This window comes from Mesorhizobium sp. YL-MeA3-2017, assembly GCF_030814575.1.
In the GTDB taxonomy this organism is placed as follows: Bacteria; Pseudomonadota; Alphaproteobacteria; order Rhizobiales; family Rhizobiaceae; genus Mesorhizobium; species Mesorhizobium terrae.
On sequence record NZ_JAUSVH010000001.1, the window covers coordinates 4,088,229 to 4,113,962 of the forward strand.

The following is a 25,734-nucleotide window of genomic DNA, read 5'->3' on the forward strand; positions in this document are numbered from 1 at the left end:
CGTGACCATGAAACAGGAAACCATCATCCCGGCTTTTCCCGAACATGCGCAGTCCGACGGTGGCGTTGGGCGGATTCAGACGGCCTTGCGCAAGGCTCGCGAAGAATTCGGCCCGGCACCCGCCAGCGAAGAATTCGGTTCCGTGCCCGTCGCCGAGAAGGTAGCGCCACTGCCCCCACGCGACCGGTTCCCGACATCGCTCTGGTCCACTCTGCCGATTTGTGAGCCGGATGCCCGTCAGCTAAACCGCAACCGCATCGTCACCACCACGCGGTCGGACCCGGCCTATGTTGCGTTCGACATGCTGCGCACGAAGGTTCTCCAGCTTCTGCGCCAGAACAAATGGGACACCGTCCTCATCACCTCGCCCACACCGCAATGCGGCAAGACGCTGGTCAGCCTGAATCTGGCGTTCAGCCTCGCCAACCAGAAGGATTGCCGCACCCTTCTCGTCGACCTCGACCTGCATCGCCCGCAGATCGGCGCGTTGCTCGGGGTCCGCGACGCTCCCCCGCTCGAGGATTTTCTTGCCGAGCGCATTGGCGCCGAACAAGCGTTTCGGCGCTATGGCGAAAACATCGCCATAGCGCCCAACGGGCGGCCCGTCACCCTGGCGGCCGAATTGCTGCAAAGCCCCGGAGCCACACGGGCCGTGAGAAGCCTGAAGCCGAAGTTGGCGCCCGATGTCGTCATCTTCGACCTGCCGCCGATGCTCGCCAATGACGACGTCGCGGCATTCCTACCGAATGTGGATTGCGCCATCCTGGTCGTTGCCGCGGAGCAGACGACGCGGGCTGAGGTCGACCTGTGCGAGCGCGAGCTGTCGCAGAAGACCAATCTGCTCGGCGTCGTCCTCAACAAATGCCGTTATGCACCCGAAAAATACGGTTATTGACGCGGAGCTACGCCGTTGCACGATCCGCAAGCCTTCGCACCACAATCGTCCGTAACCAGGGGCGGCCCATTTTGCGACGATGGCGGTGAACCGCCGGACAATGGCCGGTTTCCGATCTATTCCAGGCATTTCGGCCTGAACGGAAGGCCGTTCAGCCTGTTGCCCGACCCGAATTTTGTCTTCTGGTCGGCGGTTCACGCCCGCGCCTATGCCATGCTGGAATATGGGCTGGCGACCTTCGCGCCGATCATCATGATCACCGGCGAGATCGGCGCGGGAAAGACCACCCTCGTGCGCCATCTGCTGAATACGGCCGGCACCAACCTGCGCATCGGTCTGGTCTCCAATGCGATCGCAGGGCGGGGAAGCCTGCTTCACTGGGCGCTTTTGTCGTTACAGGAGCCTCTCGAGGGGCGGATTCCCCATGTCCAGCGGTTTTCGCATTTCGAGATGCTGCTGCGCGGCGAGAAGGCCAGGGGGCGCCACACCGTTCTGATCATCGACGAGGCACAGAACCTCTCGGTGAAGATGCTGGAGGAGCTGCGCTGCCTGTCCAATCTGAACGACGAAAGCGACGAGCTGCTGCAGATCGTGCTGACCGGTCAACCCGAGCTCAATCGTACCATCGACCGCCCGTCGATGCTGCAGTTCGCGCAACGGGTTTCGGCGCGCTTCCATCTCACAGGGATGCCCGCCGAAGCGGTGGAGCAATATGTCGCCCACCGGCTGAGGGTGGCAGGCGCCGACCGCCAGATATTTTCGCCGGCGGCTTGCGACCTCGTCTATTCGGTCAGTCGCGGGCTGCCCCGCGTCATCAACCAGATCTGCGACTACGCGCTTGTCTACGCCTTTGCGGACGACCGCGCGACGGTCGATGCGGATCTGATCCGGCAGGTCCTCGTCGACCGCAAGACCCCGTTCCCAACCGCCTCGGCCATGCCCGCTGGCCTGTAAGGCCGGAGTCGTAAGCGCTGGCTGGCGGTGGCCTCAAAAAGGAGTTCGGCATGCGCAAGATACTCATCGTCTACGGCACCCGTCCCGAAGCCATCAAGATGGCGCCGCTCGTTGCCGAGATCGACCGCTCCGACCATCTTCAGGCCGTGGTGGCGGTGACGGGACAGCACCGGGCGATGCTGGATCAAGTGAATGCCCTGTTCGGAGTGGAGCCGGCTTACGATCTCAACATCATCACCCAACGACAGCGCCTGGAGGACGTCACCAGCCGCGTCCTCGGTGGCGTTTCCGATATCATCGCTCAGGAAGAACCCGACGCGGTCCTGGTGCAGGGCGATACGACGACCTGTTTCGCGGCTGCACTCGCGGCGTTCTACCGGCAGGTTCCGGTGGTGCATCTGGAGGCGGGACTGCGAACCGGCAATCTCTACAATCCATTCCCCGAAGAGGCGAACCGTCGGCTGACGACAAGGCTCGCAGCGATCCATCTGGCACCCACCCCAAGCTCCAAGGCAAACCTATTGCATGACGGCGTCGACGAGGATGCCATCACCGTCACCGGCAATTCGGTGATTGATGCCTTGCTGGATGTCGTCGGACGAAACATTCCCGTCAGAAATCCGGATATCTTGAGGATTTGCGGGCGGCGCAGCGTGCTGGTGACCATGCACCGACGCGAATCCTGGGGCGAGCCGATGGCCCGGGCGGCTTGCGCGATAGCGCGTCTGGCCAAGGCCTTCCCGGACACGGTCTTTCTTCTGCCCGCACATCTAAACCCGGCCGTGCGCGACGTGTTGTTGCCGCCTTTGGCGGGGCACGACAATGTGCTGATCACCGCGCCGCTCGATTACAGCGATTTCGTGCGCTCGATGCATGACTGCGCGCTGGTGCTGACCGACAGCGGAGGCGTGCAGGAGGAGGCGCCCACTTTCGGAAAGCCGGTGCTTGTGCTTCGCGACACCACAGAACGTCCCGAGGCGGTGACCGCCGGCACCGTCAGGCTTGTGGGAACCGACGACGAGCGGATCGTCAGGGACACGACCCGACTGCTTGTCGATGCCGTCGCCTATGACGCGATGGCGCGGGCGGTTAACCCCTACGGCGACGGCCGTGCTGCATGGCGCGCGGTACGCGCCATCGAGCACTTCTTCGGTCTGGGAGAACTGGCCGCCGAGTTCGATTGCTGGCGTTCGGTGCGCGACCGCAACTCAGCGCCAGACGCCACGCGTATCATAGGCGACTTTGCCGCCTAGGCGGGTGTGGCGCATCGCCTTGAACGGCTCGTGCTCGACGAGCAGAACAACGATGTCGGCGCGCTCTACCGCCGCATGGGCATTTTCCAGCCTCACATTGGCGTAGCCCGACAACGCTGCTGGAACGTGGTCGACATAAGGATCGCAAACCAGGATATCGACCTCCGGCAGGGCGGCAGCGATCAGCCCCACAACCTCGATGGCCGGGCTTTCCCGGATGTCGTCGACATTCGCCTTGAAGGTCAGCCCGAGGCAGGCGATCGTTGGCGAACGGAAGCGTTGTGCCTTGGCCACGACCTGCTCCGCGACGTGATGCGGCCGGCGATCGTTGACCTCGCGGGCGGTGCGGATCAATGTCGACAGCAGCGGTGCGGCCGATACGATGAACCAGGGGTCGACCGGAATGCAGTGACCTCCGACACCGGGGCCCGGGCTTAGGATTTTGACACGTGGATGCCGGTTCGCCAGCCTGATAACCTCCCAGATGTCGATATGCAGCGACTCGGCGATGAGCGAAAGTTCGTTGGCAAACGCGATGTTGACGTCGCGATAGGCGTTTTCGACCAGCTTGGCCATTTCGGCGCTGGCAGCGTCGGTGAGCAATATCTCGCCCTGGGCGAAGACACGGTAGATTGAGGCCGCGCGCTCGGCGCAGCGCGGTGTCAGACCGCCGACGACGCGGTCATTGGTGATAATCTCGATCATGATCCGGCCGGGCAGCACGCGCTCCGGGCAATGGGCAATGAATATGTCGGCGTTCGGCTCGCTGTCGTCCGGCATCCTCAGGTCCGGCCGCTGCGCGGAAATCCACTCCGCCAGCTTTTGGGTGGTGCCGGGGGGCGACGTGGATTCCAAAACGACGATGTTGCCGGGTCGCAGCTTCGGCGCGACCTGTTCGACAGCTGCCTGTACGAAGGAAAGATCGGCCGTATGATCGCCGTTGAAAGGTGTTGGAACTGCAATGATGTAGGCATCGGCTTCCGGGGTTTCGGTCGTCGCGGTCAGCCTGCCCATCGCCACCGCGCCGCTGACGCTGATTGCCAGATCAGGTTCGACGAACGGCACCTCGCCGCGCGATACGGCCGCCACGATGTCGCGATTGACATCGACGCCGATCACCTCGATGCCGCGCGTCGCCAGTGCCACGGCTGTCGGCAATCCTATGTAGCCCATGCCGAGAATGGCCAGCTTGCCGCTGAACGGTGCATTCATGGGGCCACTCAAGCTCTCGTTGCGGTGAGTGGCGGGGGTGTTGATGGCGGTGCCGCCATCTTGCGTGACCACGATGTTCAATGCCGGAGACTCCCGATTGGAGTGGGATGAGTGGCGATTTTCGTCGACTGAAAGGCACGGGCCGGCGCGATGACCTCCCGCGCCGTCAAAAGGATGAAGACGCTGTTGGTGACCAGATAACGCCCCAAAAGGCGGCGTGGCTCCTGCAGCAGCCGATACGCCCATTCCATCCCCCAACGCTGCCAGCGGAGCGGAGCGCGTTTGGTCAAGCCCGCCATGATGTCGAAGGAACCACCCACACCGTGCAGGATCGGTACTCCGAGCGATCCCCCATACGCGCTGAGGAAGATTTCCTTTTTCGGCGAGGTAATGCCCAGGAACAGCATGTCTGCGCCGGAGGCGCGGATATCATCGGCGATCGCTGCACTTTCGGAAGCTTGGAAATAGCCGTGATGGCTGCCGACGATGCGCAGCCCCGGAAATCGTTCCGATAGACGATCCTGCAATTTTGCTAACACCTCGGCGCGCGCGCCGAGCAGATAGATCGAGCGCCCTTCGCGATGCGCCAGGGTAAGCAGGCCTTCGAACACGTCGATGCCGGCGATGCGTTCCGGCAAGGGACGCCGAAGCAGCCGGCTCGCCCATATGATCGATTGTCCGTCGGCCAGCAGGAGGTCGCAATCGATCAGCGAATTCCGCAGCAGCGGGTCGTTTCGCATATGAACGACCTTGGCGGCGTTCAACACGCCCAGCAGCATGCGGCTGCGGGTGACCAAGGCGGTGCGGCAGCGGGCGATCACGTCTTCCATGCGCAGGGCGTCGAAATAGACTCCGAACAGCAATTGTCGATCCGCGCTCATCGATAACTCCTCAGGATTTGGCGGCGGCTCCATGGGCCGGCATGCCGCGCAGGCGCTCCACCGTGCCGCCACACAGCCAGGCGTAAAGCAGCCAGCCCAGTTCGTAGGGCCGGCATTCGTAGTCGATCTGGCCGGGCGGAAAGAGCGTATCCAGGCCAGGAATGTGCAGTCCGGGCCGGAGCGCCGTCGTGGCGGCTGAGATCGCACGCGCGGCCTTCATCGGCTCGCGCCGTGCCGCCTTGCGCCAAATCACGCCGTGGCTCTGGCTGATGAGCGGCGCCTCCATCTCGGGATGATGGTCGAGCCAGGCCAGGCCTTTCACCAATGCGTCGAGATGGTCGGTGCCGCCGGCTTCGCGCAGGTCAAGCAGCGCCATCGGCGCCATCGCATGCTGGTGAACGGAGTAGACTGGATAGCCCTCGACGATGCTGCCGTCGCGCACATCGTAGTGCCACCACCATTGGCCGGCGGGTCCCTGCAGGGCGCAGATGCGCGCCGCGCAGGCTTCTGCGGCCACCAGCGCCTGCGGATCGAATTGAGCGACGGACAATCGCGCCAGACCTTGCGTCGAATAGACCTGGTCGGCGAAACAACCGACATGGGCGCGCAAGCGTCCGTTGGACGAGGCGGGCAGTCTGTGAGGGAACAGGCCGGATTTGCTCTGCGCGCCGATCAGCCTGTCGCGGGCCATGGCCGTCAACCGGCTGGTGTCGCCAAGGTGTCGGCCGGCGAGCCCGGCCAGCAGCATCCATGAACAGTCGACGGTCGCGACTGGCACTCCCGATGCAAGAAGTACGGTCAGGCCGGCGAAAAGCGGCGCGGCATAGAGGCCGCCAGCCTCCGCTGCGGTCCATGCCGCCAGCGCGACCGCACCGGGATCGTGGGAAAATTCCGCCCGCGTGGCTGTCGTCTGGATGAGGTCGGCGGCGGTGGCGCCATTCAGAATGCCGCACTGCTCTTCTACATCGATGAAGGAAAGTCCCAGCGCCACGTTGATCGCATAACGAAGGCTGTCGCCCTCCGGCCGAACGGGGGCGTCCGGCTGCGTCTCGCTGCCGCGCACGGTATGGACGAAGGCGCCTTTCCTGTACATTTGCGGCAGGCCGTTCTTGGCCAGTGCGATCAACTCTCCCAATCGCGCCCGCGTGATCGGAGAGGCGGCTTCAAGTGCGTCGAGCCGATCGATCACCGGCAGGCGGGTCGCGCCTGCGCCATTCGGTCTAGGGCTGTCCGCCCGTGAAAAGGCCATCGCTGTCAAATGCTCTCTCCCGCTTCGGCTCGCAGACAGTGCGGTGACTTTGCCGCCGCCAAACCGCCGTTTTCGAACGGTCGGCGTTTCGTGCGACCCGCCACAAAAGATACGAGAAATCCCGTGCCGCATTCCATTGACCAGAAAGGATTACGCGGTCGCGTTGGCCGTCGACGGCGCTGTTGCTGGCTACGCCGATAGGACTAAGCCGCATACGAAAGGCACTCTTTCGCTGCCCGATCCGGCAGGTGAATCTGCCTTCAACAGTCACCCAAATTCGTGCGGGGCGAAACGGATGGATTCTGCCGATGCGATGATTGCCGGGGCGTGGCCTCCGCTCGCCGTCATCATCGTCACCTACAACAGCGCCGATGTTCTGCCTGGCCTGCTGGCCTCGTTGCCGGCTGGGTGCGAAGGCGCCGGAAGCGTCGAGATCATCGTGGCCGACAATGATTCCGCCGACGCCTCCGTCGACATAGCGCTGACCCATCCGACGCGCCCGCGCGTCATTCGCATGGGCCGCAATGCCGGTTATGCGGCGGCCATAAACGCAGCGGCGGCATCGGTAGGGCCGCAGGCGGATTTGCTGGTCCTCAATCCCGATATCCGCCTTCAACCCGGCGCCGTACGCGCCCTGCGCCTCAAACTCTGCGACCTATCGGTCGGTGTCGCGGTGCCGCAGGTGCTGACCGAATCCGGCGCGGTGTCGCGTTCATTGCGCCGCGAACCGTCGGTCAGGACCGGATGGTCCGATGCTCTCCTCGGCACGGGGCTGGCGGCACGACTGAGAGCGGGTGAAATCGTCGACGATCCCGGTCTCTATGCCAAGGGCGGAAGTGCGGAATGGGCGACAGGCGCCATTCTGGCGGTTTCCGCCCGGGCTAGGCGCATGGTCGGCGACTGGGACGAGAGCTTCTTCCTCTACAGTGAGGAGGTCGACTACATGAAACGCGTGCGGCGGTCAGGGCTTGCCGTGACCTATGTTCCCGAGGCGCGCGCCGTGCACATCGGCGGGGAATATCAGAATAACCCCTATCTTTCGGCGATGATGACAGCCAACAGGATCCGTTATTTCCGCCGGCATCACGGTCTGCTGTCGACGGCTTTGTTCCGGCTAAGCATCATTGTCGGCGAAATGATGCGGGCCCCGCTCGGCCCCGGGCATCGAGCGGCTTTGCGAGCAGCGGTTACGCCGCTGCGTCAGCCCTGAGCGTCGGCCCGACCTTGGCGCCCAGCAATTCGGCATAGATGGAATCCATGCGATCGAGCTTCGCCGACCACAGCGCGGTCTTCTCGACATGCGTATGGGCGGCCGCACCCATCTTGAGGCGCAAGGCCGGATCGGTGGCGAGCTTGCGGATAGCCGCGGCGATATCCCCGGCCAGCACCTCCGGCGTGCTGACCGGGAGTTTGATGGCGCAGGCATCGGATGTGGCGCTGCCGGGGCCGCCGCGGTCGACGACGATCAGCGGCAGCGAATAGCCCATCGCCTCCAGCGCCACGTTTCCACCGGGCTCGCGATAACTTGGAAACACGAAGATGTCGGCTGCCCGGTAGAAATCGGCGACTTCCGCCTTGGATCGCCAACCATGGAAGGTCACCCGGTCGGTAAGCCCGTTGGCGGCGGCCAATGCTTCGCAGGCGGCGCGGTCAGGGCCTTCGCCGACGATGTCGAGCCTGACCGGAAGATCGGCGGTGAGCGCCATGGCGCGAAGGATGTCGCGCGCACCCTTCGTCCTGACGAGACGCCCGACATGAAGCAGGCGCAGCGGCTCCGACCTGCCGCGACGGTCGATCGGCGCCGGAATTTCGTCGAGCCCCGTCTCGCTCATCACTTCGAAACGGCGCAGTGGGATTTCGGCGAGCTGGGCTTCGACATAGCTGGCGATGCCGAGTACGCAGTCGGCGCTGCGATAGGTCTGGCGCAGCATCGGGTCCCACATGCGCCTGTAGCGGTCGAGGCCGCGCAGCGCGACAAACCATTGTTGACGCCCGTCGTCCGCGGAAAATCCCGCTGGCGTCGAGAGACCACCACCGACCGGTCCGATGACGAAGGGAATGCCGAGGCCGGCCAGCGGCGAAGGGTAGCGCATGGCGACCGGCACCGGCTGGTGCGCGATGTCGAAGTGCTGTCCGTTGGCCAGTTCCTGCCGGATCCAGCGCCGGGCGTGGATATAGAACGGAACATAGGCGGGTTTGAGCATGCTGTTCAGCCGCTCGGCCCGGCCGAGCAGCGGCGGCTCTACCCACTCGACGACGCGCAGGCCCGAAAGTTGTTCTGCTGCCGGTCTGGCGCCCCGCTTGTGATAGGTGAGCAAGGTGACGTCGTGGCGCTCGCCGAGACGGCGCGCCCATTGATGCGCCACCCAGGCTTCGCCGACATCCTCGCCGTTGCAGGTCGGCGCGACCAGGAGCAGTTTGAGCATGATCAGCCGCCTTGTGCCTTGCCATGCCGCCAACCCGCCTTGAGGCGTCGCCCCAGTTCGGTGTTTTCGGCGAAGCGCCGGGCCTGTTTGTTGATCATCGCAAGAGCGGACACCGCCAGCACCACGAGCATCGGCCAGGGGCGGCGGGCAGCCAGCATCACGTCGCTCTCCATGCGGATGCGTTGCGCATAGGCGGATTTGTATTCGGCATCGCCGTGGCCGAAATCCAGACACTTGATGTCCGGGTCCGCGCAAAGGTCCTCGATCATGCGCAACATGGTCAGGCGACCCACCGAGTATTTGCCATATTCCGGATCGAAGCCGGGTGTGCCGGCAAAGAAGGTTCCTGCATAAGCCAGACCGGTCCAGAACGCGACGGGCTGTTCGTCGATGGAGAGCATCCAGGTCCGGTGCCATCCTCGCTCCAGGCCGAGTTCGATGAGCCCCCTTTGCATCGGGTCGCCCAGATAGCCGACACCGAGCCCGCGTTGATAACTCTTGGCGGCCACCGTTTCCATGTCGCTGCAGATGCGAGGCAGGTCTTCCAGGCTCCTCCATCTGTGCAATCGTAGACGGTCGCCAAATTTGTCGGTCAGCCGCCGATCGTGCCGGCGCAGCGTTTCGCGGGTCTTCACCGAACGGCTTTCCAGGAATTGTTCCAGCGAACCCGCCATGCAGGCCACCCATCGTGGCGCCGCCGGCTGCCCATGGGCGCGGCGCGCCGTTCCGGTCGCTGCAGTGGCTTCCTGATAGAGCGTGCTTTCGATATCGACATTGCGCATCAGCAGCAGGTCCGCCTTCCCGCTCTTGAAGGCGTCTGTCAGATGCCGCATGACGAGCGCTTCGTCCTCTCGCGTTCGCGCACCCAGAATGCCGTCGAATGTTACAACAATCGCCCGCAACGTTACGCGGCCAAGCGTGCGATAGCCGAAGCGGAACGCCACCGGCAGGTTTTCGAGCCGCGCCACGGCGATCAGGCTGGACCCGTCATCGCGCCGGATATGCACGACATGGGGCCTGACGACCTGCTTGGCATGCTTTACCACGGTCATGAAGTAGTCGATGTCGGAATCGATATCGACTACGGGCAAGGTGTTCCAGGCAGGACGCAAGGCTTCGACCTGTTCCAGGGTTGTTGCCACCGTTGCGATGTCGTCACGCATGGCGACGGCCCCGGTCTGGCTGGATAGCGACACAGCGCTCATCGACAATGTCCCTGACCGCGATGGCTTGAAAGGGGAGGCGGCCGTTGCGTTGCCCAGAGGCTAGCCGAGGGCCGGTGCGTCGACCATCCAGCACCGAGGGAGCAAAAGATTGAGCCCGTTCGGCAATTGGACGTATCGAGGCCGCTCGGGGCGAAACCTTCCATCAGTTTGGACGCTCTGGCAGCATCGCGCCGATCGCACGCGTGGCACCCGGCCTTGCCGCGCGCGCAGGCTTGCTCAGCTGCGGCGTGTCGAGAATCCAGGCCCCGCTACCCAGCGCGAAGATGAAAACGACGTAGGTCGCGTTCCAGAAATAGACCGTCCACCCAACCAGGAAAAAACCGGTCAGCGCCATCAGATAGGCCGTACGATAAACCTGCGTTCTTTCGTCCAGCCCGGATCTGTAGGCGACCGGCAGGTAGGTCGAAAAGAAGGTGAACATCACGAAGAAGCCGGCCGGTATGCCGTGCCTCACGGCGTCGACGATCCAGTACATGTCGATGCTCGTGGTCATCCAGTCTGGCCGGTTCCACGGATTGAACCCGATGCCGAACAGCGGGTGGTTGAGGATTGAGGCTGTGCCGTAGCGCCAGATCAGCACGCGCATATAGGCCGAGCTTTCGTCGAATGAGAAATACGACATGAAGACGACGGGAACCGCGCGGTTGGACAAGACCTCGATGGAAGCAGCCATGAGGAAAAGCAGGCCGCACAGAATCTTCCAGCGGCTCGTTATGCTTCCAAACAGCCAGTACCAGAAGAGCAGCAGCGCCTGGCAAGTCAGCGCGGTCAGCGGGCCGGACGACAGCGACAAAAGCGTTGCGGCAGCTACGACGATCGTCGCACTCCAGCGGCGCGCCAATGTCTTGCCATAGCCAAGAACCAGATGCGTTGGCGCCAGAATGCTGGCGCAGACGACACCATACAGGATCGGATGTTCGAACAGGCTCTGGACACGGCGAAGCCCCCAGCGCGGTTGGAGGTAGTCGTCGGGGAAAGTCCGGCTGATCGACGAAAAAGCGCTCAACAGCCAATTGCGGCCTGTCCAGGCCTCGATCACGGCGAAGGGCAGCAGGAAGGCGACCAGCTTGAAGAACAGCGACACCATGGCATGGAAGTCGTCAGCGTCGCGGATGAAGCAGCGGGCGAGCAGATAGGTGCCCATCGTCTCGATGAAGATCATGCCCGACGGCTGCACGGCGTAGCCGAAACCGTGCACCATCGAGATGGCGAGAAAGCACCACAGGCAGTAGAGCAGCAACGAGATGTCGGCGAGGCGTATCCGGCCTGCCTTTCCGCTCAGCCACATTACCAGGCACGGGAACAACCACGCCAGCAGCACCAGGCGATAAACCGACAGACGCATCGGACCGATATTGATGATCCATGGGACAAGCAGTGAGATCAGGAAGAGGAATATCGGCCAAGACAGGGGCCTGGATGCCACTATGTCCTGCTTGCCGGACGCCAGGCGGCTCGAAGCGGAACCGCGCCGGCCAGGCCTCGCGCCGAACGCAGGGTCTGCCAGGCCGTTCGCGACAGCCCCGTCTGGTCCGATGGGGTAGGTTTCTCGCTTGCGCATGACACGCCCCCGCCCTCGAATTCGACCAAGGGCGCCGGAGAGCCTAGAGTCAATCCGCGCGGCGTGGGATTACTCACTTTGATGTAGGGGCGGCTATATTGTCTAACCTGCGGTGCGGCGTATTTTTTGATGGACCGCTGGAACCTGGCTGAAGGCTCGACGGTTCGGTCGGTTTCGCACATGGATGCCGGCCGGTTTCGGGCAAGATCGAGACGAGGACATTTCGATGTCGGTCGAGGGCATGGCGCGGTCGCTCTATCGGAACATGGCCACCTTCGGAGACCGCTATCGCCGGGAGAGGTTGAGGATCCCGATCGGCGAGGGGCGCAGCAGCCAACCCGCTGTCTATTTCCTGACACCGGATCATCCCGAGCCTTCGGGTGGCATCCGCGTCATCTACCGTCACGTCGATATCCTCAATGCCGCGGGCATAGACGCCTTTGTCCTTCATTGGCGCCCCGGCTTCCGCTGCAGCTGGTTCGACAACGCCACCAAGGTAACGGACTGCGTTCACGCCAAGATAAGACAAGGCGATCTGCTCGTCGTTGCCGAAATCGATGTCGACCTGCTCTCAAACCTGCCCAAACCGCTCGCCTATGTCATCTTCAACCAGAACAGCCATTTGACTTGGCGGCACGCGCCGGAGCGGATCGCGTGCTGTTATCGGCCCGGCTCCGGCCTGATCCGTACCGTCACGGTTTCCCGTCACAACCAGCGCATGCTGGAAATGGCGTTCGGCGAGGGGTTGGTCGAACGCATCCATCTTTCCATCGACGGCGCGTTGTTTCATCCTGGCGGACGCCCTCGCACGCGTAGCATCGCCTATATGCCGCGTCGCGGCCACGAGAGCGCCCGGCAGGTGATCGAGATATTGCGCGCGCGGGGCAGCCTCCGCGACTGGGAATTGCTGCCGCTCGACGGCCTGTCCCATGCCGAAGTGGCCGCTTATCTGCGCACGACGCGCATCTTCCTCGCATTCACCCAGCACGAGGGGTTCGGCTTGCCCGCGGCGGAGGCGATGGCTTGCGGCAATTATGTCGTCGGCAACCATGGTTTTGGCGGCAGCGAATTCTTCCGGCCGGAGTTCAGCGCCACGGTGGAAAGCGGCGATGTGGTCGGGTTCGTCGAGGCGGTGGAAGCGGCCATCGCTAGTGAGCGCGCCGACCCCGACTGGTGCCGCGACCGGGGCCTTGTGGCGTCGCACTTCATCCGCAGCGAATATTCCGTCGAACGGGAACGCGAAGAAGTGGTCAGGCTTTATACGGGAATATTGCAACGTCTTCAGCCCGCGAGCGACGACAAGCCGGCTAGAAATAGCGGGACTTCAGCTTCGGCTGGGAGAACTGGCATCGAACAAGGCTGACAAGCAGCCGTGCATTGAATACGCGTTCCCGCCACGCGGAAACCGGCCTGAACACCCTGTAGATCACGCGGGCTAGATAGGGCAGGCCGAGCATCTCCGGCTTCACATAGAGCGCCACCGCGATGTTCTCGTTCAAGCGCTTGCGCATGGGATGTTTGCGAGGGTTCCGGTAACCCATGCCTCCACCGGAAATGCGCGCCACGGATTTGCGCTCGACTTTGAACAGCCATGCCGACCATTCCTGGTCCTCGGCGGAAAACACTTCCGGCCGGAAGCGCCGCTTCTTCAGCAGCGCCGTCTTGACCACCGCGCATGTGTTCCACACGCCGTTGAAACCGGTGAAGTTGGTCTGGTCGATCAGGATGTGGGACAGGCAACCTTCATCCTCCGCGCAGAAATAGGCGGCGCCGATGCCGTCATTTTCGGCAAGCAGGGTTATCGCATAAGCCACGGCATCGGGATTGGTCAGAACCGTGTGCGAGGAAACGATCAGCACATAGTCTGTATCCAGATAGTCTATGCCCTGGTTCAGCGATCCTGAATAGCTGAATTCCTCGCCGACATAGCGATGCACGACCGAGCCGGCCGGAACGATATCGAGTGTCCCGTCGGTCGATCCCGAATCCACGAAAACATAGCGAAGCGGCCGCCAGTTCTGCGCTGACAGCGACTGGATCGTCGCCGGCAGGGTCGCACGGGAATTGAAGGTGCGGATCAGGGCGGAATAGCGCCGAGGCTCCATCGGTCACTCCGGATGAGGTGTTGTTTCCGCGAGCTCAGCAAGCGAAAGCGACGCTGAAAATACAAAAATAGAAAACAGCAGTTGGAGGTGATAAACAATATCAAGGTGAAAGTGTCAAAACCGTGCAGGAAATAATCAAGAAACAACGTTAGATAGGAGAACAAATTGTCTATTTCTGTCGATGTGATTGTGCCATGTTACCGATACGCGCACTTTCTTCAGGGGTGTGTTGAAACTATTTTGGAGCAGAGAGGTGTGGATGTTCGCGTTCTTATTATTGACGATGCCTCACCGGACAACACCGAAGAGATAGGAATGGGGCTTGCCGACAGTGATAGCCGGGTGACCTTTCGAAGGCATCAGACCAATCGGGGGCACATACCCACCTTCAATGAGGGGATCGAATGGGTATCGGCTGAATGTCTGCTCCTGCTTTCGGCTGACGACTACATCCTTCCGCAGGCGTTGAGCCGGGCCTGCCGGCTCATGGCGGATGCGCCCGAAGTGGGCTTCGTGTTCGGCAACGCCATCACAAGGCACTCGGACGGCACGGAAGAACAGGTTCGGCCGCTCGGCAGGAAGGCGGGAACGGCAAAGTCGCTGGTCATGACCGGCGCGGAATTCGTGAAGGTCTCCGGCGGCAGCAACATCGTGCCGACGCCGACGGCTGTGGTGCGTACCAAATTGCAGAAGCGCCTTGGTGGGTATCGGCTGGAGTTGCCGCACAGCGGCGACATGGAGATGTGGCTAAGACTGGCATCGCATGCGCAGGTAGGGTTTATCAACGAGGATCAGGGCGTCTACCGCAGGCACGACGCCAACATGTCGCTGGCCTACAGTGCCGGCCACATGCTGGCCGACCTCAAGGAACGTCACAAGGCGATCATGGCTTTCCTGACCGAAGCTGGTGGGACGCTGGCCGCCGACCCGGCGGTGCGATCGACGCTTTCCGAAGGGTTGGCGCGACAGGCCATCGGGCGGGCGAGTGCCGCCTTCAACGCGGGCGATCTTGATGCGGTCGATGCTATCTCGGCCTTCGCGCAAGACGTATGTCCCGGAATTCGCAAGTCATGGCCGTGGGCCAAACTGGCAAGCAAACGGTTGATCGGCCAGGCGGGATGGCAGGCCATGAGTTCGGCGAAGTCGAGCTTCTCGCGTCGTTTCTGATCGTACGATGGCACCAGGTCGACAGATCCATTCCACGGCCCCTGCCGCGTCATCACAAATGCGGTCGCGCATGCGGCTTCCGACAGGGCGTCTACTCCTTTGTGGGATGACGCTACCGCGTTTTCTTCAATTTACTCAGGGCCCGAAAAGCCATCTCGTTGTCAGCGGGGTTTCGTCCCACTTCGCATGAAACCGCCGTGCACCCGTCAGGTCGCAGGCGGCGCCATCCAGGGCAACGGTGCTGGCAACAGGAGAGCCGGGGCAGCATGATTTCTTCTTCCGTCATCCTGTCCGAGGGTGTCGTCATCCACCAACCGGACCTGGTCAACCTCTACGGATGCAGCATCGGCGCGGGCTCTCGCATCGGCGCCTTCGTTGAGATTCAGCGCAACGCCGTCGTCGGCAAAAACTGCAAGATTTCCAGTCACAGTTTCATCTGCGAGGGCGTCACGCTCGAGGACGGCGTCTTCATAGGTCATGGGGTCATGTTCACCAACGACCTCTATCCGCGCGCCGTCACGCCAAACGGCGCGCTGCAGTCCGACGCCGATTGGACCGTCACTCCCACCACCGTCAAACGACATGCCTCGATCGGCTCCAACGCCACCATTCTGGCCGGCATCGTGATTGGCGAAGGCGCGCTAGTCGGCGCCGGTGCCGTCGTTACCCGCGACGTGCCGGACTTTTCCATCGTCGCCGGCGTGCCGGCGGCCGTCGTCGGCAAGGTGGAGGGCGCGCCTGTCCGCGCCAGGGCCGTGGGAGAAGCACGATGATCGGCGTCGCCGTGGTGGGCTATGGTTATTGGGGCCCCAACCTCGTTCGCAATCTTTCCGAGGCAGCCGGCACCGAACTCATCGCGGTCTGCGACCTTAATCTGGACCGGCTTGCAGCCGTGCGCGGCCGCTATCCGAGCGTCGCGGTCACCGACGATTACGAGGCGATCCTGCGTGACCCGCGCATCGCCGCGATTGCCATCGCTACGCCGGTGTCGACGCACTTCAGGCTTGCCATGAGTGCCTTGATGGCGGGCAAGCACGTGTTTCTGGAGAAGCCCATCGCTCCTTCTTCCGAGGAAGCCGAACGGCTGATCGAAGAGGCCGAGCGCCGTGGATTGGTGTTGGCGGTCGACCACACATTTGTCCACACCAGCGCCGTGCGCAAGATGCGCGAGTTGGTCGAGGGAGGGCTTGGCGAAATCTACTATTACGATTCCGTGCGCGTGAATCTCGGCCTTTTCCAGCACGATGTCAGCGTGATCTGGGATCTGGCCGTGCATGATCTCTCGATCATGGATTACGTGCTGCCAGCGCGACCGGTGGCGGTCTCCGCGATGGGCATGAGCCATTTCCCCGGCGAGCCCGAGAACATCGCCTATCTCAACCTCCACTTCGACAGCAAGCTGATCGCGCATGTCCACGTCAACTGGCTGGCGCCGGTCAAGGTGCGCCGCACGTTGATCGGCGGTAGCCGCAAGATGGTCGTCTATGACGATCTGGAGCCGAGCGAGAAGATCAAGGTCTACGACAAGGGCATCACCCTCAAGGGCGAGTTTCAGGCCAATGGCGAAGCGGTGCGGCAGGCCCTGATCGGCTACCGCAGCGGCGATATGTGGGCGCCGCATCTCGATATCGCCGAGGCGCTCGCGACCGAACTCAAGGAGTTCGTCGGCTGCATCGAGACAGGCGGCACCCCGGTCGCCGACGGGCACGCCGGCCTGCGGGTCGTTCGCATCCTCGAAGCGGCAAGCGCGTCGCTTTGCCAGCGCGGCCGCGTCGTCGAACTCGAACCCGCGAGGCGCGTCGCATGATCCCGTTCCTCGATCTCAGGGCGCAATACGCTTCCATCAAGCCCGAACTCGACGACGCGGTGCTTCGCGTTCTGGCGTCCGGGCAATATGTGCTTGGCGAGGAAGTGGCCGGTTTCGAGCGCGAGTTCGCCGCCTATTGCGGCACTAGCCATGCCGTCGCGGTCAACACCGGAACCAGCGCATTGCATCTGGCTTTGCTGGCGGCGGGCATCGGACCGGGCGACGAGGTCATCACCGTGCCCTTCACATTCGTCGCCAGCGTTGCGGCCATCCGCTACACGGGCGCGCATCCGGTGTTCGTGGACATCGATCCGCATGCATTGACCATGGATCCCGCGCAGCTTGAGGCGGCGATCACGCCGCGCACCAAGGCCATCGTGCCGGTCCATCTCTACGGGCGCATGGCCGACATGGCGCCGATCATGGAGATCGCCGACCGCCACGGCCTGCCGGTGATCGAAGATGCATGCCAGGCGCATGGCGCCGATTTCCGCGACAAACGTGCCGGCAGCATCGGCCATTCCGGCTGCTTCTCCTTCTATCCGGGCAAGAACCTCGGCGCCTGTGGCGAAGGTGGCATCGTCGTCACCAACGATGCTGCTACCGCCGCCATGGTGGCGACGCTGCGCGACTGGGGACAGGAGCAGCGCTATCACCATCGGCTCAAGGGCTTCAATTTCCGCATGGACGGCATCCAGGGTGCGGTCCTGCGCGTCAAGCTTCGCCACCTCGAACACTGGACGGCGGCCCGGCGCTCGCATGCCAGGCTCTACGATGCCCTTTTGGCCGACATCGAGACGATCCGCTCGCCGGCGAACCCTGCCGACGGGAGGCATGTCTACCATGTCTATGCCATACGCTCGGTCGACCGGGACAGTCTGCGGCGAAGCCTTGACGTTGCCGGCATCCAGACCGGACTGCACTATCCGATACCGGTTCATCTGCAGCCGGCGCACGCCGATCTTGGCCACCGCGTTGGCGATTTTCCGGTTTCCGAGAAGGCAGCCAACGAGGTCCTGTCGCTGCCGCTCTATCCCGAGATGACGGCCGGCCAGGTGGCCGAGGTCGTCTCGGTGATCCGGGCAGCGACCATGGCTTCGAGCGAAGTGCGGGTGGCCCATGTCGGCTAGGTCCGAACCGCATGGCAGGGTCGTTCCGGCTGTACATGGGCGCCGGCTCGAACCTTCGGACCCGAATTTCGCGAGCGGTTTCGCCGAAGCGCTGATCGAGGCCTATGGCGACAAGGGGCTGGAGGATCTCTATGCGCGTTTCGCGGTGGGAGACGGCTTCATCGACGCGACCATGCGCAAGACGATTTGGTATGCTCTGGCGATGCACTGTGGTCCCGGGCTTCAGGTCGGCGCCGGCGCGTCATTCAGGCATGCCGGTACATTCCGGATCGGCGCCGGCGTGTTCATCGGTGCGATGGCCATCATCCAGGGGCGGCACGACGGCACCTGCATCATCGGCGACAACAGCTGGATCGGCCCGCACGTCTTCCTCGACGCGCGTGATCTGATCATCGGCGAATCCGTCGGCTTCGGACCGGGCTCGAAGGTGCTGGGGTCCGAACATAGCGGGCTGCCGATCGACCAGCCGATCATCCGTACCGATCTTGAGATCCGGCCGGTGCGGGTGGGCGACTGGGCCGATATCGGCACCGGTGCCACCATCCTTCCCGGCATCACGATAGGCAAGGGCGCCATTGTCGGGGCGGGCGCGATGGTCGCTGCCGACGTGCCGCCATTCGCGATCGTGGCGGGTGTGCCGGCGCGGTTTCTGCGCTGGCGGGAAGGTGTCGAAACGATGCGCATCAAGCCCGAGGGAGCGGACAGGTGATGAAAGACAAGCGTGTACTGATCACCGGCGGTGCCGGCCTCATCGGCTCCCACATCGCCGATCTGGTCGTGCAGGAGCAGCCGCGCGAGATCATTATCCTCGACAATTTCGTACGCGGGCGGCACGAAAATCTGCGCCAGGCCATGGCGGCGTTTCCGCTCACCATCGTCGAGGGCGACATCCGCAACCGCGCCTTGCTCGCCCGTTTGTTTGCCGGCGTCGATGTGGTGTTCCACCAGGCAGCGATCCGCATCACCCAATGCGCCGAGGAGCCGCGACTGGCTTTCGACGTCCTGGCCGGCGGCACGCTGAACGTGATCGAGGCCGCGGTGGAGGCGGGCGTGTCCAAGATTGTCGCCGCCTCGTCCGCCTCGGTCCTCGGCCTCGCTGACACTTTCCCGACGACTGAGGATCACCATCCCTACAACAACCGCACCATCTATGGCGCCGCGAAGGCCTTCAACGAAGGGCTGTTGCGGTCCTTTGCCGAGATGCGCAGCCTCCACTACGTCGCGCTGCGTTATTTCAACGTTTACGGCCCGCGCATGGATATCCACGGCGCCTACACAGAGGTGCTGATCCGCTGGATGGAGCGCATCGCTGCTGGTGAGGCGCCAGTCATCCATGGCGACGGCACGCAGACGATGGATTTCATTCATGTCCACGACATCGCCCGCGCCAATCTCCTGGCTGCGAAATCCGAAATCACGGACGAGGTGTTTAACGTGGCGAGCGGAACCGAGGTCAGCCTGCTCCAGCTCGCCCGCATGCTGTGCACGGTCATGGGCTCGACGCTGCAGCCTGTACACGTTCCGGCGCGCGCCGTGAACGGCGTGACGCGCCGGCTTGCCGACACCAGCAAGGCACGCACGCGCCTCGGCTTCGAAACGAACATTTCGCTGGACAGCGGGTTGCGCGACCTCGTTTCCTGGTGGCGCCAGGAACAGGCGCAAGCCAAGGTCGCGGCAGAATGAGCGCGGCCCTGGCACAGATACCGGTCGCTAAGCCGATGCTTGATGAGAGCGAGGCCGACGCGGCGCGGCGCGTGATCCTGTCGGGCTGGGTGACGCAGGGGCCGGAAGTCGCGGCCTTCGAACGCGAGTTCGCAGCCCTTGTCGGCGCACCACATGCTTGTGCTGTCTCCAATTGCACGACCGCGCTGCATCTTGCCTTGAAGGCCGTCGGTGTTGGACCGGGCGACGAGGTGATCACCGTCAGCCATTCCTTCATCGCCACCGCCAATGCCGTGCGTTATTGCGGCGCGCTGCCCGTGTTTGTCGACACCACCGCCGGCGACTACAACATCGATCCTGATCTGGTCGCCGCCGCGATCACGCCGCGCACCAAGGCAATCCTGTGCGTCCATCAGATGGGCATGCCCTGCGATCTGTCGCGGCTCATTGATATCGCCAGGCGCCATGCGATTCCGCTTGTCGAGGATGCCGCTTGCGCGATCGGTAGCGAGATATTCTGGAACGGCAAATGGGAGCCGATCGGCAAGCCGCATGGCGACATTGCCTGTTTCTCGTTCCATCCCCGCAAGGTGGTGACCACCGGCGACGGCGGCATGCTGACGACGGCCAATCCAGATTACGACGCGAAATTCAGGCTCTGGCGCCAGCATGCGATGAGCGTGGCCGACACGGTGCGCCACAGTTCGAACGCCGTCATCTACGAGAGCTATCCCGAACTCGGCTACAACTACCGCATGACCGACATGCAGGCGGCGATCGGGCGTGAGCAGCTGCGCAAGCTACCCGGGATCGTGGCGCGACGCCGGCGGATCGCCACCCTGTACGGACAGCGTCTTCGCCACATCCCCGGCCTGCGCACGCCGGCCGAACCGGACTGGTGCCGTTCCAACTGGCAAAGCTATTGCGTAGCCTTGCCGGAACGCGCCGACCAGCGCCAGGTCATGCAGTTGCTGCTCGATCGCGGTATCTCCACGCGGCGCGGCATCATGAACATTCACCTGGAAGGCGCCTATGCGGAACCGGGTGCTTGCCGGCGCTCTTCGACGCTGCGGCACAGCGAGCGGGCACAGACCGGTTCGATCATCTTGCCGCTCTACGCGCAGATGTCCGAACAGGAAGTCTTCCGGGTCACCGAGGCGCTCGAGCACGTCCTGGCATTGATCCCGCTGCTGCGCGCGGTGGCTCCCGTCAGGCCGCTTTCATCAGCCACGGCCGGATGAAGGCAGGAAGCGTCTCTTCCGGCAGCAATGTCGCCAGCATCCGCAGCGAATAGAGGCCGGTGATCAGCGTCAAGGCCACGCCCACGGCCGCCGCTGGCCAGACCGGCAGCAGGAACACGACGCCGAAGACGATGACGGTTGCCGGCAGGAAGATCAGGCCGAGCCGCAGGTTGGAGGTGGACCAGCGGAAACCGCTCATCCGGTTCACCAGTACATAGATCAAGATGCCGTGCCAGATATAGAGGCCAAAGAAGGCCATGCCGGCGCCGACCAGGCCGACGCGTGGCACCAGGAGCCAGGCCAGGCCGACATTGACGACCGTCGCCGCCACCTCGGTCCAGAAGAAGGTGTTGCGGTCGCCCTTGGCCAGCACGATGAACCCCATTGGCCATGACACGATGCGCAGCATCATGCCGAGGCAGATCCAGCGCAGCACGTCGACCGCGGGATGAAACGCCGGCGAATAGAACAGCGTCATCACCAGAGGTGCGATGGTCAGCGTGGCGATCAGCCCCGGGCCGGCCAACAGGATGCTTATCTGCGTCTGTTCGTTCACCAGGCGGTTGCATTCGTCGTCGTCGTCGGCCACGGCGGTCAGCCGCGGGTAGAAGTCCGTGCCCATCGCCTGCAGGATGAAGCCGGCATAGAGGCCGCCCAGCGTCCAGGCCGCCTGGTAGAGGCCAGCCGCCTCGAAGCCCTCCTGGCGCATGACGATGATCCTCACCGCATAGGCCGCACCCACGGTGAGGAAGCCACTTGCCATGAACACCACGCCGAGCTTGAGCAGGGCGGCCGACTCTTCGAAAACCTGGCTTGTCGATATCGCCGTGGCTTCGACCTTGATCTTGCGGGCATACCACCAGGAGGTGAGGATCGACATCGCCGCCATGGCGACGAGCGCCGGCACTATCCCGGCTTGACCAAACCGGTAGACCATCGGGATACCGATGGCCGTGCTGAACAGGGCGGCCAGCATGTTGATGCGGGCAAGATCGGCGATGTGCCGCATGCCTTGCACGAGCGCTATCTGTCCCGCCGAAATCAGCCGGAGCAGCACGGCGACGGCAAGCAGCGCCACACCCATTGTGTGGCTGCGGTCGCCGAAGGTGAATTGCGCCACCGGCATGGCGAGTGCGGCGAGCAGCACCGCGCCCGCCAACCCCAGCACGATGGAGATGCGCCGCAGCACTGTCGCCGTCCGGACGATCCGCTCGCTATCCTCGGCTCCGGCCGCCTCGGCGATCTGGCGCACGCCGCTCACCTGAATGCCGAGCCCGGCCAGCGTCTGGGTGAGATCGGCGATGGAAGTGTAGAGCCCCATCAGTCCGACGCCTTCAGGCCCCAGAAGCAGCGCCATGGCCTTGTTGCGGATGATAGAAAAACCGATGTTGACGACCGAGGAGCCGCCGATCATCGCGGTCGATTTCAGGATTTGGGTGTAGGTCTGCCTTCTGGCCGGGGCGGGAGCGGACATCGCAGGGGCAGACATGGTTGGGTTGTCCGTCATGATACGAGCCTCATCCGGCCTGGGCAGTAAGCAGCCGCCGCACCACCGTCTCGGTGCTGGCGCGCCAGTCGGCTGTGGTCAGCTTGAAGGTTGTTTGCGCCTTCGCGCAGGAAAGCCGCGAATTGCGTGGACGCCGGGCCTTGGCCGGATAGTCGGTGGATGCGATATCGATGACTTCCGCGAACGGACCCCCATTGGCCTTGCTTGCGTCGAAGACATGGCGGGCGAAACCGGCCCAATTGGTCTCGCCTGCACCGGCATAGTGGTAGATGCCGGGCGGTGCCTCGCGCGCTTGCCGCGCGATCGTCAGGATGGCACGGGCGACGTCCAACGCCGACGTCGGGTTGCCCCATTGGTCGCAGACCACGCTTACCCGGTCGCGCGTTGGGGCCAAGGCCAGCATCGTCTTGACGAAATTGGTCCCGAACGGACTGTAGACCCAGCTTGTGCGCAGGATGATGTGGCGCGGGTTGGCGCGCGCGACGGCTTTTTCTCCCGCGAGCTTACTCTGACCGTAGACCGTGCGCGGTCCGGTCGCACATGTCTCCGTATAGGGTTCGCCGCCGTCTCCCGAAAAGACGTAGTCGGTCGACAGATGGATGATCGGCACGCCTAAAGCTCGCGCTGCGGCGGCTACTGCGGCTGGCCCTTGCGCGTTGATCGCGTAGACCAGTTCCGGCTCGTCCTCGGCCTTGTCCACGGCGGTATAGGCAGCGGCCGAAACCACGACATCGGGCCGCACTTCGGTTATCGAACCGAGGATGGTGGCGCTGTCGGCAAGGTCGAACTGCGGCCGGCCGACGGCGACCAGCCCGATATCCGGCCATTGCGCGGCCGCTTCGGCCAGGCTCGTGGCCACTTGCCCCGTCCGGCCTGTGACGAGAACCTTCACTGTGCCGCCACCAGCGTGCCGAGGCGTTCGCCGCGATAGGCGCCGCTGCGGATGGGCGCCCACCACCACTCATTCTCCAGATACCAGTCTACCGTGCGGGCAAGGCCTGCTTCGAAACTTTCGGCGGGGTTCCAGCCAAGCTCGCGCTCGATCTTGGATATGTCCATCGCATAACGCCGGTCGTGACCGGGGCGGTCGGTGACGAAAACAATGAGGTCGCGATGGCGCGCGCCGTTCGCGCGCTGCCGGCGGCGGTCGAGGATTTCGCAGACGGTTTCGACGACTTCAAGGTTGGTGCGTTCGGCCCGCCCGCCAATGTTGTAGCTCTCGCCGACGCGGCCGCATCGGCCCACCTCGACCAGCGCGCGCACATGGTCCTCGACATGCAGCCAGTCGCGGACATTGCTGCCATGGCCATAGATCGGCAGCGGCTTGTCTTCGATCGCGTTGAGGATGGTCAGCGGAATGAGTTTTTCGGGGAAATGGAACGGGCCGTAATTGTTCGAACAGTTGGTCAGCAGCACCGGCAGCCCGAATGTCTGGTGCCAGGCGCGCACCAGATGGTCGGATGCAGCCTTGGATGCTGAATAAGGCGAGGACGGCGCGTAAGGGGTTTCCTCGCTGAACAGGCCGGCGTCGAGCGGCAGGTCGCCGAACACCTCGTCGGTGGAGATATGTTGGAAACGGAAGGCACGCGCCGCCTCGGCGTCCAGGCATCGCCAGTAGCCGAGCACCGCTTTCAGGAGATGGAAGGTGCCGACGATGTTGGTTTCGACAAAGGCGCCAGGCCCGTCGATCGAACGGTCGACATGGGTCTCGGCGGCCAGATGCATCACCCGGTCGATCTTCTCTTCGCGCAGCAGTGCGCCGACCAATGCCTCATTGGCGATGTCGCCGCGCACGAACCGGTAGTTGGGCGCGGCCTCGACCGCGCGCAACGAGGCCAGGTTGCCGGCATAGGTCAGCTTGTCGAGATTGATGACCCGGTTGCGCGGGTCTGCAGCGAGATGCCGGCAAAGAGCCGATCCTATGAAGCCGGCACCGCCGGTTACCAGTATGTTCATGGCCGCAGCCTCGTCATGACGGTTCGAGCATCTTCATTTGCGCCAGCCCGGGGGCGCGGCGGTCCTTCTCCGAAAGGACGAACCGGGTCGCCATCTTCGGCCAGGAGATACCGATGTCGGGATCGTCGAAGCGGATCGATCGGTCGTGCGCGGGCGAATAGTGGTCCGTCGTCTTGTAGATGACCTCGGTATCGGGCTCGAGCGTCAGGAAACCGTGGGCAAATCCCCTGGGGATGAAGATCTGGTTCCACTCCCGCGCCGAAACCTCGATGCCGAACCATTTCGCGAAGGTCGCCGACCCCGGCCGGATATCGACCGCCACGTCGAAGATCGCGCCACGCGCCACCCGCACCAGCTTGTCCTGTTCGCGCGGAGGAGCCTGATAGTGAAGTCCGCGCAGCGTTCCCTTCGCCACCGACAGGGAATGGTTGTCCTGCACGAAGGCGAGCGAAAGGCCTGCCTCGCGAAACCGCTCGGAACTCCACGTCTCGGAAAAGAAGCCGCGCTCGTCGCTGATCCTGTGCGGTCGTATCTCCAACAGGCCGGCAAGTCCGAGCGGTGTAACGGTGAAGGTCATGCGGCTACCTCCGACACGCAGCTGCGCAGATAGGCGGCGTAGGCCGTGTTGCCGAGTTCGTTGGCACGGGCGAGAACCCGGCATGGTTCGAGCCAGCCCTTTTCCAGCGCGATTTCCTCCGGACAGGCGATCAGAACGCCTTGCCGTCGTTCTATGGTGCGCACGAAGGACGATGCGTCATGCAGGCTGTCGCAGGTTCCGGTGTCGAGCCATGCGTAGCCACGGCCGAGCCTGCACACATGCAGTGCATCGCGTTCGAGATAGGTGTTGTTGACCGAGGTGATCTCGAGTTCGCCTCGCGCCGAAGGCCGCACCGACGCTGCGATGTCCACGACGGCATTGTCGTAGAAGTAGAGCCCGGTGACGGCCCAGTTGGATTTCGGTCTTGCCGGTTTTTCCTCGATGCCGGTAGCCTTGCCGGTGCTGCTGTCGAAATCGACCACGCCATAGCGTTCCGGTTCGTCGACATGATAGGCGAAGACAGTGGCCCCGCTTTCGCGGGCCGCAGCGTTGCGCAGCACGTCGGACAGCCCGTGCCCGAAGAAGATGTTGTCGCCCAGGATCATGGCGACGCTGCCGTCGCCGATGAAATCACGTCCCAGGATGAAGGCCTCGGCAAGTCCGTTGGGATGCGCCTGCTCGACATAGGAAAGCGACAGGCCGAATGTCGACCCATCGCCGAGCAAAGCCTTGAAACTCGGCAGGTCGCGTTCGGTGGAGATGATGAGGATTTCGCGTATCCCCGCCAGCATCAGCACGCTCAGCGGGTAATACACCATCGGCTTGTCGTAGACGGGCAGGATCTGTTTCGAGATGGCGATCGTCAGCGGATAAAGCCGCGTGCCGTTGCCTCCTGCCAGGATGATCCCCTTCATGGCGCCCAATGTGTTGGCCCCTATGCTGCGGCTCGGTCTTGCCGGTGACT

Annotated in this window: 24 protein-coding genes; 12 read left to right on the plus strand and 12 right to left on the minus strand. The window is 63.4% G+C overall.

From position 1 onward, the window contains the following. Positions 1–7: 7 nt before the first annotated feature. The 3 genes from QFZ88_RS19335 to wecB are packed head-to-tail and all read left to right on the plus strand — an operon-like array spanning position 8 to position 3,102. Positions 8–895 carry a CpsD/CapB family tyrosine-protein kinase gene (locus QFZ88_RS19335; protein ID WP_024924921.1) on the plus strand — a complete coding sequence of 296 codons (888 nt, stop codon included), beginning with the start codon at positions 8–10 and terminating at the stop codon, positions 893–895. A 15-nt stretch (positions 896–910) separates the two neighbouring features. Further along, positions 911–1,849: an ExeA family protein gene (locus QFZ88_RS19340; protein WP_051504908.1), complete on the plus strand. Its 939-nt coding sequence runs from the start codon at positions 911–913 to the stop codon at positions 1,847–1,849. A gap of 50 nt (positions 1,850–1,899) precedes the next feature. Beyond that, the gene (gene wecB / locus QFZ88_RS19345; protein ID WP_024924919.1) at positions 1,900–3,102 is read left to right on the plus strand and encodes a non-hydrolyzing UDP-N-acetylglucosamine 2-epimerase; all 1,203 of its coding nucleotides are present in this window, start codon (positions 1,900–1,902) and stop codon (positions 3,100–3,102) included. Here the strand turns inward: wecB and wecC are convergent. The 3 genes from wecC to QFZ88_RS19360 are packed head-to-tail and all read right to left on the minus strand — an operon-like array spanning position 3,058 to position 6,444. Next, complete coding sequence (gene wecC, locus QFZ88_RS19350; RefSeq protein ID WP_275040865.1) at positions 3,058–4,386, minus strand: UDP-N-acetyl-D-mannosamine dehydrogenase; 1,329 nt, start codon at positions 4,384–4,386, stop codon at positions 3,058–3,060. The genes wecB and wecC overlap by 45 nt on opposite strands. Positions 4,387–4,391: 5 nt before the next feature. After that, positions 4,392–5,228 carry a WecB/TagA/CpsF family glycosyltransferase gene (locus tag QFZ88_RS19355; RefSeq protein ID WP_244437869.1) on the minus strand — a complete coding sequence of 279 codons (837 nt, stop codon included), beginning with the start codon at positions 5,226–5,228 and terminating at the stop codon, positions 4,392–4,394. Then, a complete protein-coding gene (locus QFZ88_RS19360; RefSeq protein ID WP_024927540.1) occupies positions 5,206–6,444 on the minus strand; it encodes a hypothetical protein in 1,239 nt (412 codons plus the stop codon). Before QFZ88_RS19360 ends, QFZ88_RS19355 begins: the two co-directional genes overlap by 23 nt. A gap of 295 nt (positions 6,445–6,739) precedes the next feature. Here QFZ88_RS19360 and QFZ88_RS19365 point away from each other — a divergent pair, with 295 nt between their 5' ends. After that, complete coding sequence (locus tag QFZ88_RS19365) at positions 6,740–7,654, plus strand: glycosyltransferase (protein ID WP_051504907.1); 915 nt, start codon at positions 6,740–6,742, stop codon at positions 7,652–7,654. Here the strand turns inward: QFZ88_RS19365 and QFZ88_RS19370 are convergent. From QFZ88_RS19370 to QFZ88_RS19380, 3 genes are all read right to left on the minus strand, one after another. Further along, entirely contained in the window at positions 7,632–8,870 is a 1,239-nt protein-coding gene (locus QFZ88_RS19370; RefSeq protein WP_024924915.1) for a glycosyltransferase family 4 protein, read from the minus strand. The genes QFZ88_RS19365 and QFZ88_RS19370 overlap by 23 nt on opposite strands. Before the next feature lie 2 nt (positions 8,871–8,872). After that, on the minus strand, positions 8,873–10,075 hold the full coding sequence (locus QFZ88_RS19375) for a GNAT family N-acetyltransferase (protein ID WP_024924914.1): 1,203 nt from the start codon (positions 10,073–10,075) through the stop codon (positions 8,873–8,875). A gap of 163 nt (positions 10,076–10,238) precedes the next feature. Next, the gene (locus QFZ88_RS19380; RefSeq protein WP_137901080.1) at positions 10,239–11,522 is read right to left on the minus strand and encodes an O-antigen ligase family protein; all 1,284 of its coding nucleotides are present in this window, start codon (positions 11,520–11,522) and stop codon (positions 10,239–10,241) included. A gap of 361 nt (positions 11,523–11,883) precedes the next feature. On the opposite strand from QFZ88_RS19380, the gene QFZ88_RS19385 reads away from it, so the two are divergent. Beyond that, on the plus strand, positions 11,884–13,020 hold the full coding sequence (locus QFZ88_RS19385) for a glycosyltransferase (RefSeq protein ID WP_244431319.1): 1,137 nt from the start codon (positions 11,884–11,886) through the stop codon (positions 13,018–13,020). Here the strand turns inward: QFZ88_RS19385 and QFZ88_RS19390 are convergent. Beyond that, positions 12,965–13,762: a glycosyltransferase family A protein gene (locus QFZ88_RS19390; protein WP_024924911.1), complete on the minus strand. Its 798-nt coding sequence runs from the start codon at positions 13,760–13,762 to the stop codon at positions 12,965–12,967. The genes QFZ88_RS19385 and QFZ88_RS19390 overlap by 56 nt on opposite strands. Before the next feature lie 165 nt (positions 13,763–13,927). On the opposite strand from QFZ88_RS19390, the gene QFZ88_RS19395 reads away from it, so the two are divergent. The 7 genes from QFZ88_RS19395 to QFZ88_RS19425 all read left to right on the plus strand — a co-directional run bounded on the left by QFZ88_RS19395 (position 13,928) and on the right by QFZ88_RS19425 (position 20,769). After that, the gene (locus QFZ88_RS19395; RefSeq protein WP_171020973.1) at positions 13,928–14,929 is read left to right on the plus strand and encodes a glycosyltransferase family 2 protein; all 1,002 of its coding nucleotides are present in this window, start codon (positions 13,928–13,930) and stop codon (positions 14,927–14,929) included. 266 nt (positions 14,930–15,195) lie between these two features. After that, on the plus strand, positions 15,196–15,702 hold the full coding sequence (locus QFZ88_RS19400; protein WP_024924909.1) for an acyltransferase: 507 nt from the start codon (positions 15,196–15,198) through the stop codon (positions 15,700–15,702). Next, positions 15,699–16,736 (plus strand): Gfo/Idh/MocA family protein, encoded by a 1,038-nt coding sequence (locus QFZ88_RS19405; RefSeq protein WP_024924908.1) that lies wholly within the window; start codon positions 15,699–15,701, stop codon positions 16,734–16,736. Before QFZ88_RS19400 ends, QFZ88_RS19405 begins: the two co-directional genes overlap by 4 nt. Continuing rightward, positions 16,733–17,866: a DegT/DnrJ/EryC1/StrS family aminotransferase gene (locus QFZ88_RS19410; protein ID WP_024924907.1), complete on the plus strand. Its 1,134-nt coding sequence runs from the start codon at positions 16,733–16,735 to the stop codon at positions 17,864–17,866. Before QFZ88_RS19405 ends, QFZ88_RS19410 begins: the two co-directional genes overlap by 4 nt. Beyond that, positions 17,856–18,575 (plus strand): acyltransferase, encoded by a 720-nt coding sequence (locus tag QFZ88_RS19415; protein WP_024924906.1) that lies wholly within the window; start codon positions 17,856–17,858, stop codon positions 18,573–18,575. Before QFZ88_RS19410 ends, QFZ88_RS19415 begins: the two co-directional genes overlap by 11 nt. Further along, positions 18,575–19,549 carry an NAD-dependent epimerase/dehydratase family protein gene (locus QFZ88_RS19420; protein WP_024924905.1) on the plus strand — a complete coding sequence of 325 codons (975 nt, stop codon included), beginning with the start codon at positions 18,575–18,577 and terminating at the stop codon, positions 19,547–19,549. Before QFZ88_RS19415 ends, QFZ88_RS19420 begins: the two co-directional genes overlap by 1 nt. Continuing rightward, complete coding sequence (locus tag QFZ88_RS19425; RefSeq protein ID WP_024924904.1) at positions 19,546–20,769, plus strand: DegT/DnrJ/EryC1/StrS family aminotransferase; 1,224 nt, start codon at positions 19,546–19,548, stop codon at positions 20,767–20,769. Before QFZ88_RS19420 ends, QFZ88_RS19425 begins: the two co-directional genes overlap by 4 nt. Here the strand turns inward: QFZ88_RS19425 and QFZ88_RS19430 are convergent. Genes QFZ88_RS19430 through rfbA form a run of 5 tightly spaced genes read right to left on the minus strand, consistent with a single transcriptional unit; the run spans position 20,738 to position 25,684 of the window. Then, positions 20,738–22,276: an O-antigen translocase gene (locus QFZ88_RS19430; RefSeq protein WP_373426390.1), complete on the minus strand. Its 1,539-nt coding sequence runs from the start codon at positions 22,274–22,276 to the stop codon at positions 20,738–20,740. The genes QFZ88_RS19425 and QFZ88_RS19430 overlap by 32 nt on opposite strands. A gap of 10 nt (positions 22,277–22,286) precedes the next feature. Then, positions 22,287–23,168, minus strand: a complete 882-nt coding sequence (gene rfbD, locus QFZ88_RS19435) for a dTDP-4-dehydrorhamnose reductase (RefSeq protein ID WP_024924902.1) — start codon at positions 23,166–23,168, stop codon at positions 22,287–22,289. Then, positions 23,165–24,232 carry a dTDP-glucose 4,6-dehydratase gene (gene rfbB, locus QFZ88_RS19440; RefSeq protein ID WP_024924901.1) on the minus strand — a complete coding sequence of 356 codons (1,068 nt, stop codon included), beginning with the start codon at positions 24,230–24,232 and terminating at the stop codon, positions 23,165–23,167. The genes rfbD and rfbB overlap by 4 nt, the downstream gene beginning before the upstream one ends. A 13-nt stretch (positions 24,233–24,245) precedes the next feature. Continuing rightward, complete coding sequence (gene rfbC / locus QFZ88_RS19445) at positions 24,246–24,809, minus strand: dTDP-4-dehydrorhamnose 3,5-epimerase (RefSeq protein WP_024924900.1); 564 nt, start codon at positions 24,807–24,809, stop codon at positions 24,246–24,248. Then, complete coding sequence (rfbA, locus tag QFZ88_RS19450; protein WP_024924899.1) at positions 24,806–25,684, minus strand: glucose-1-phosphate thymidylyltransferase RfbA; 879 nt, start codon at positions 25,682–25,684, stop codon at positions 24,806–24,808. Before rfbA ends, rfbC begins: the two co-directional genes overlap by 4 nt. Between the last annotated feature and the right edge of the window lie 50 nt (positions 25,685–25,734).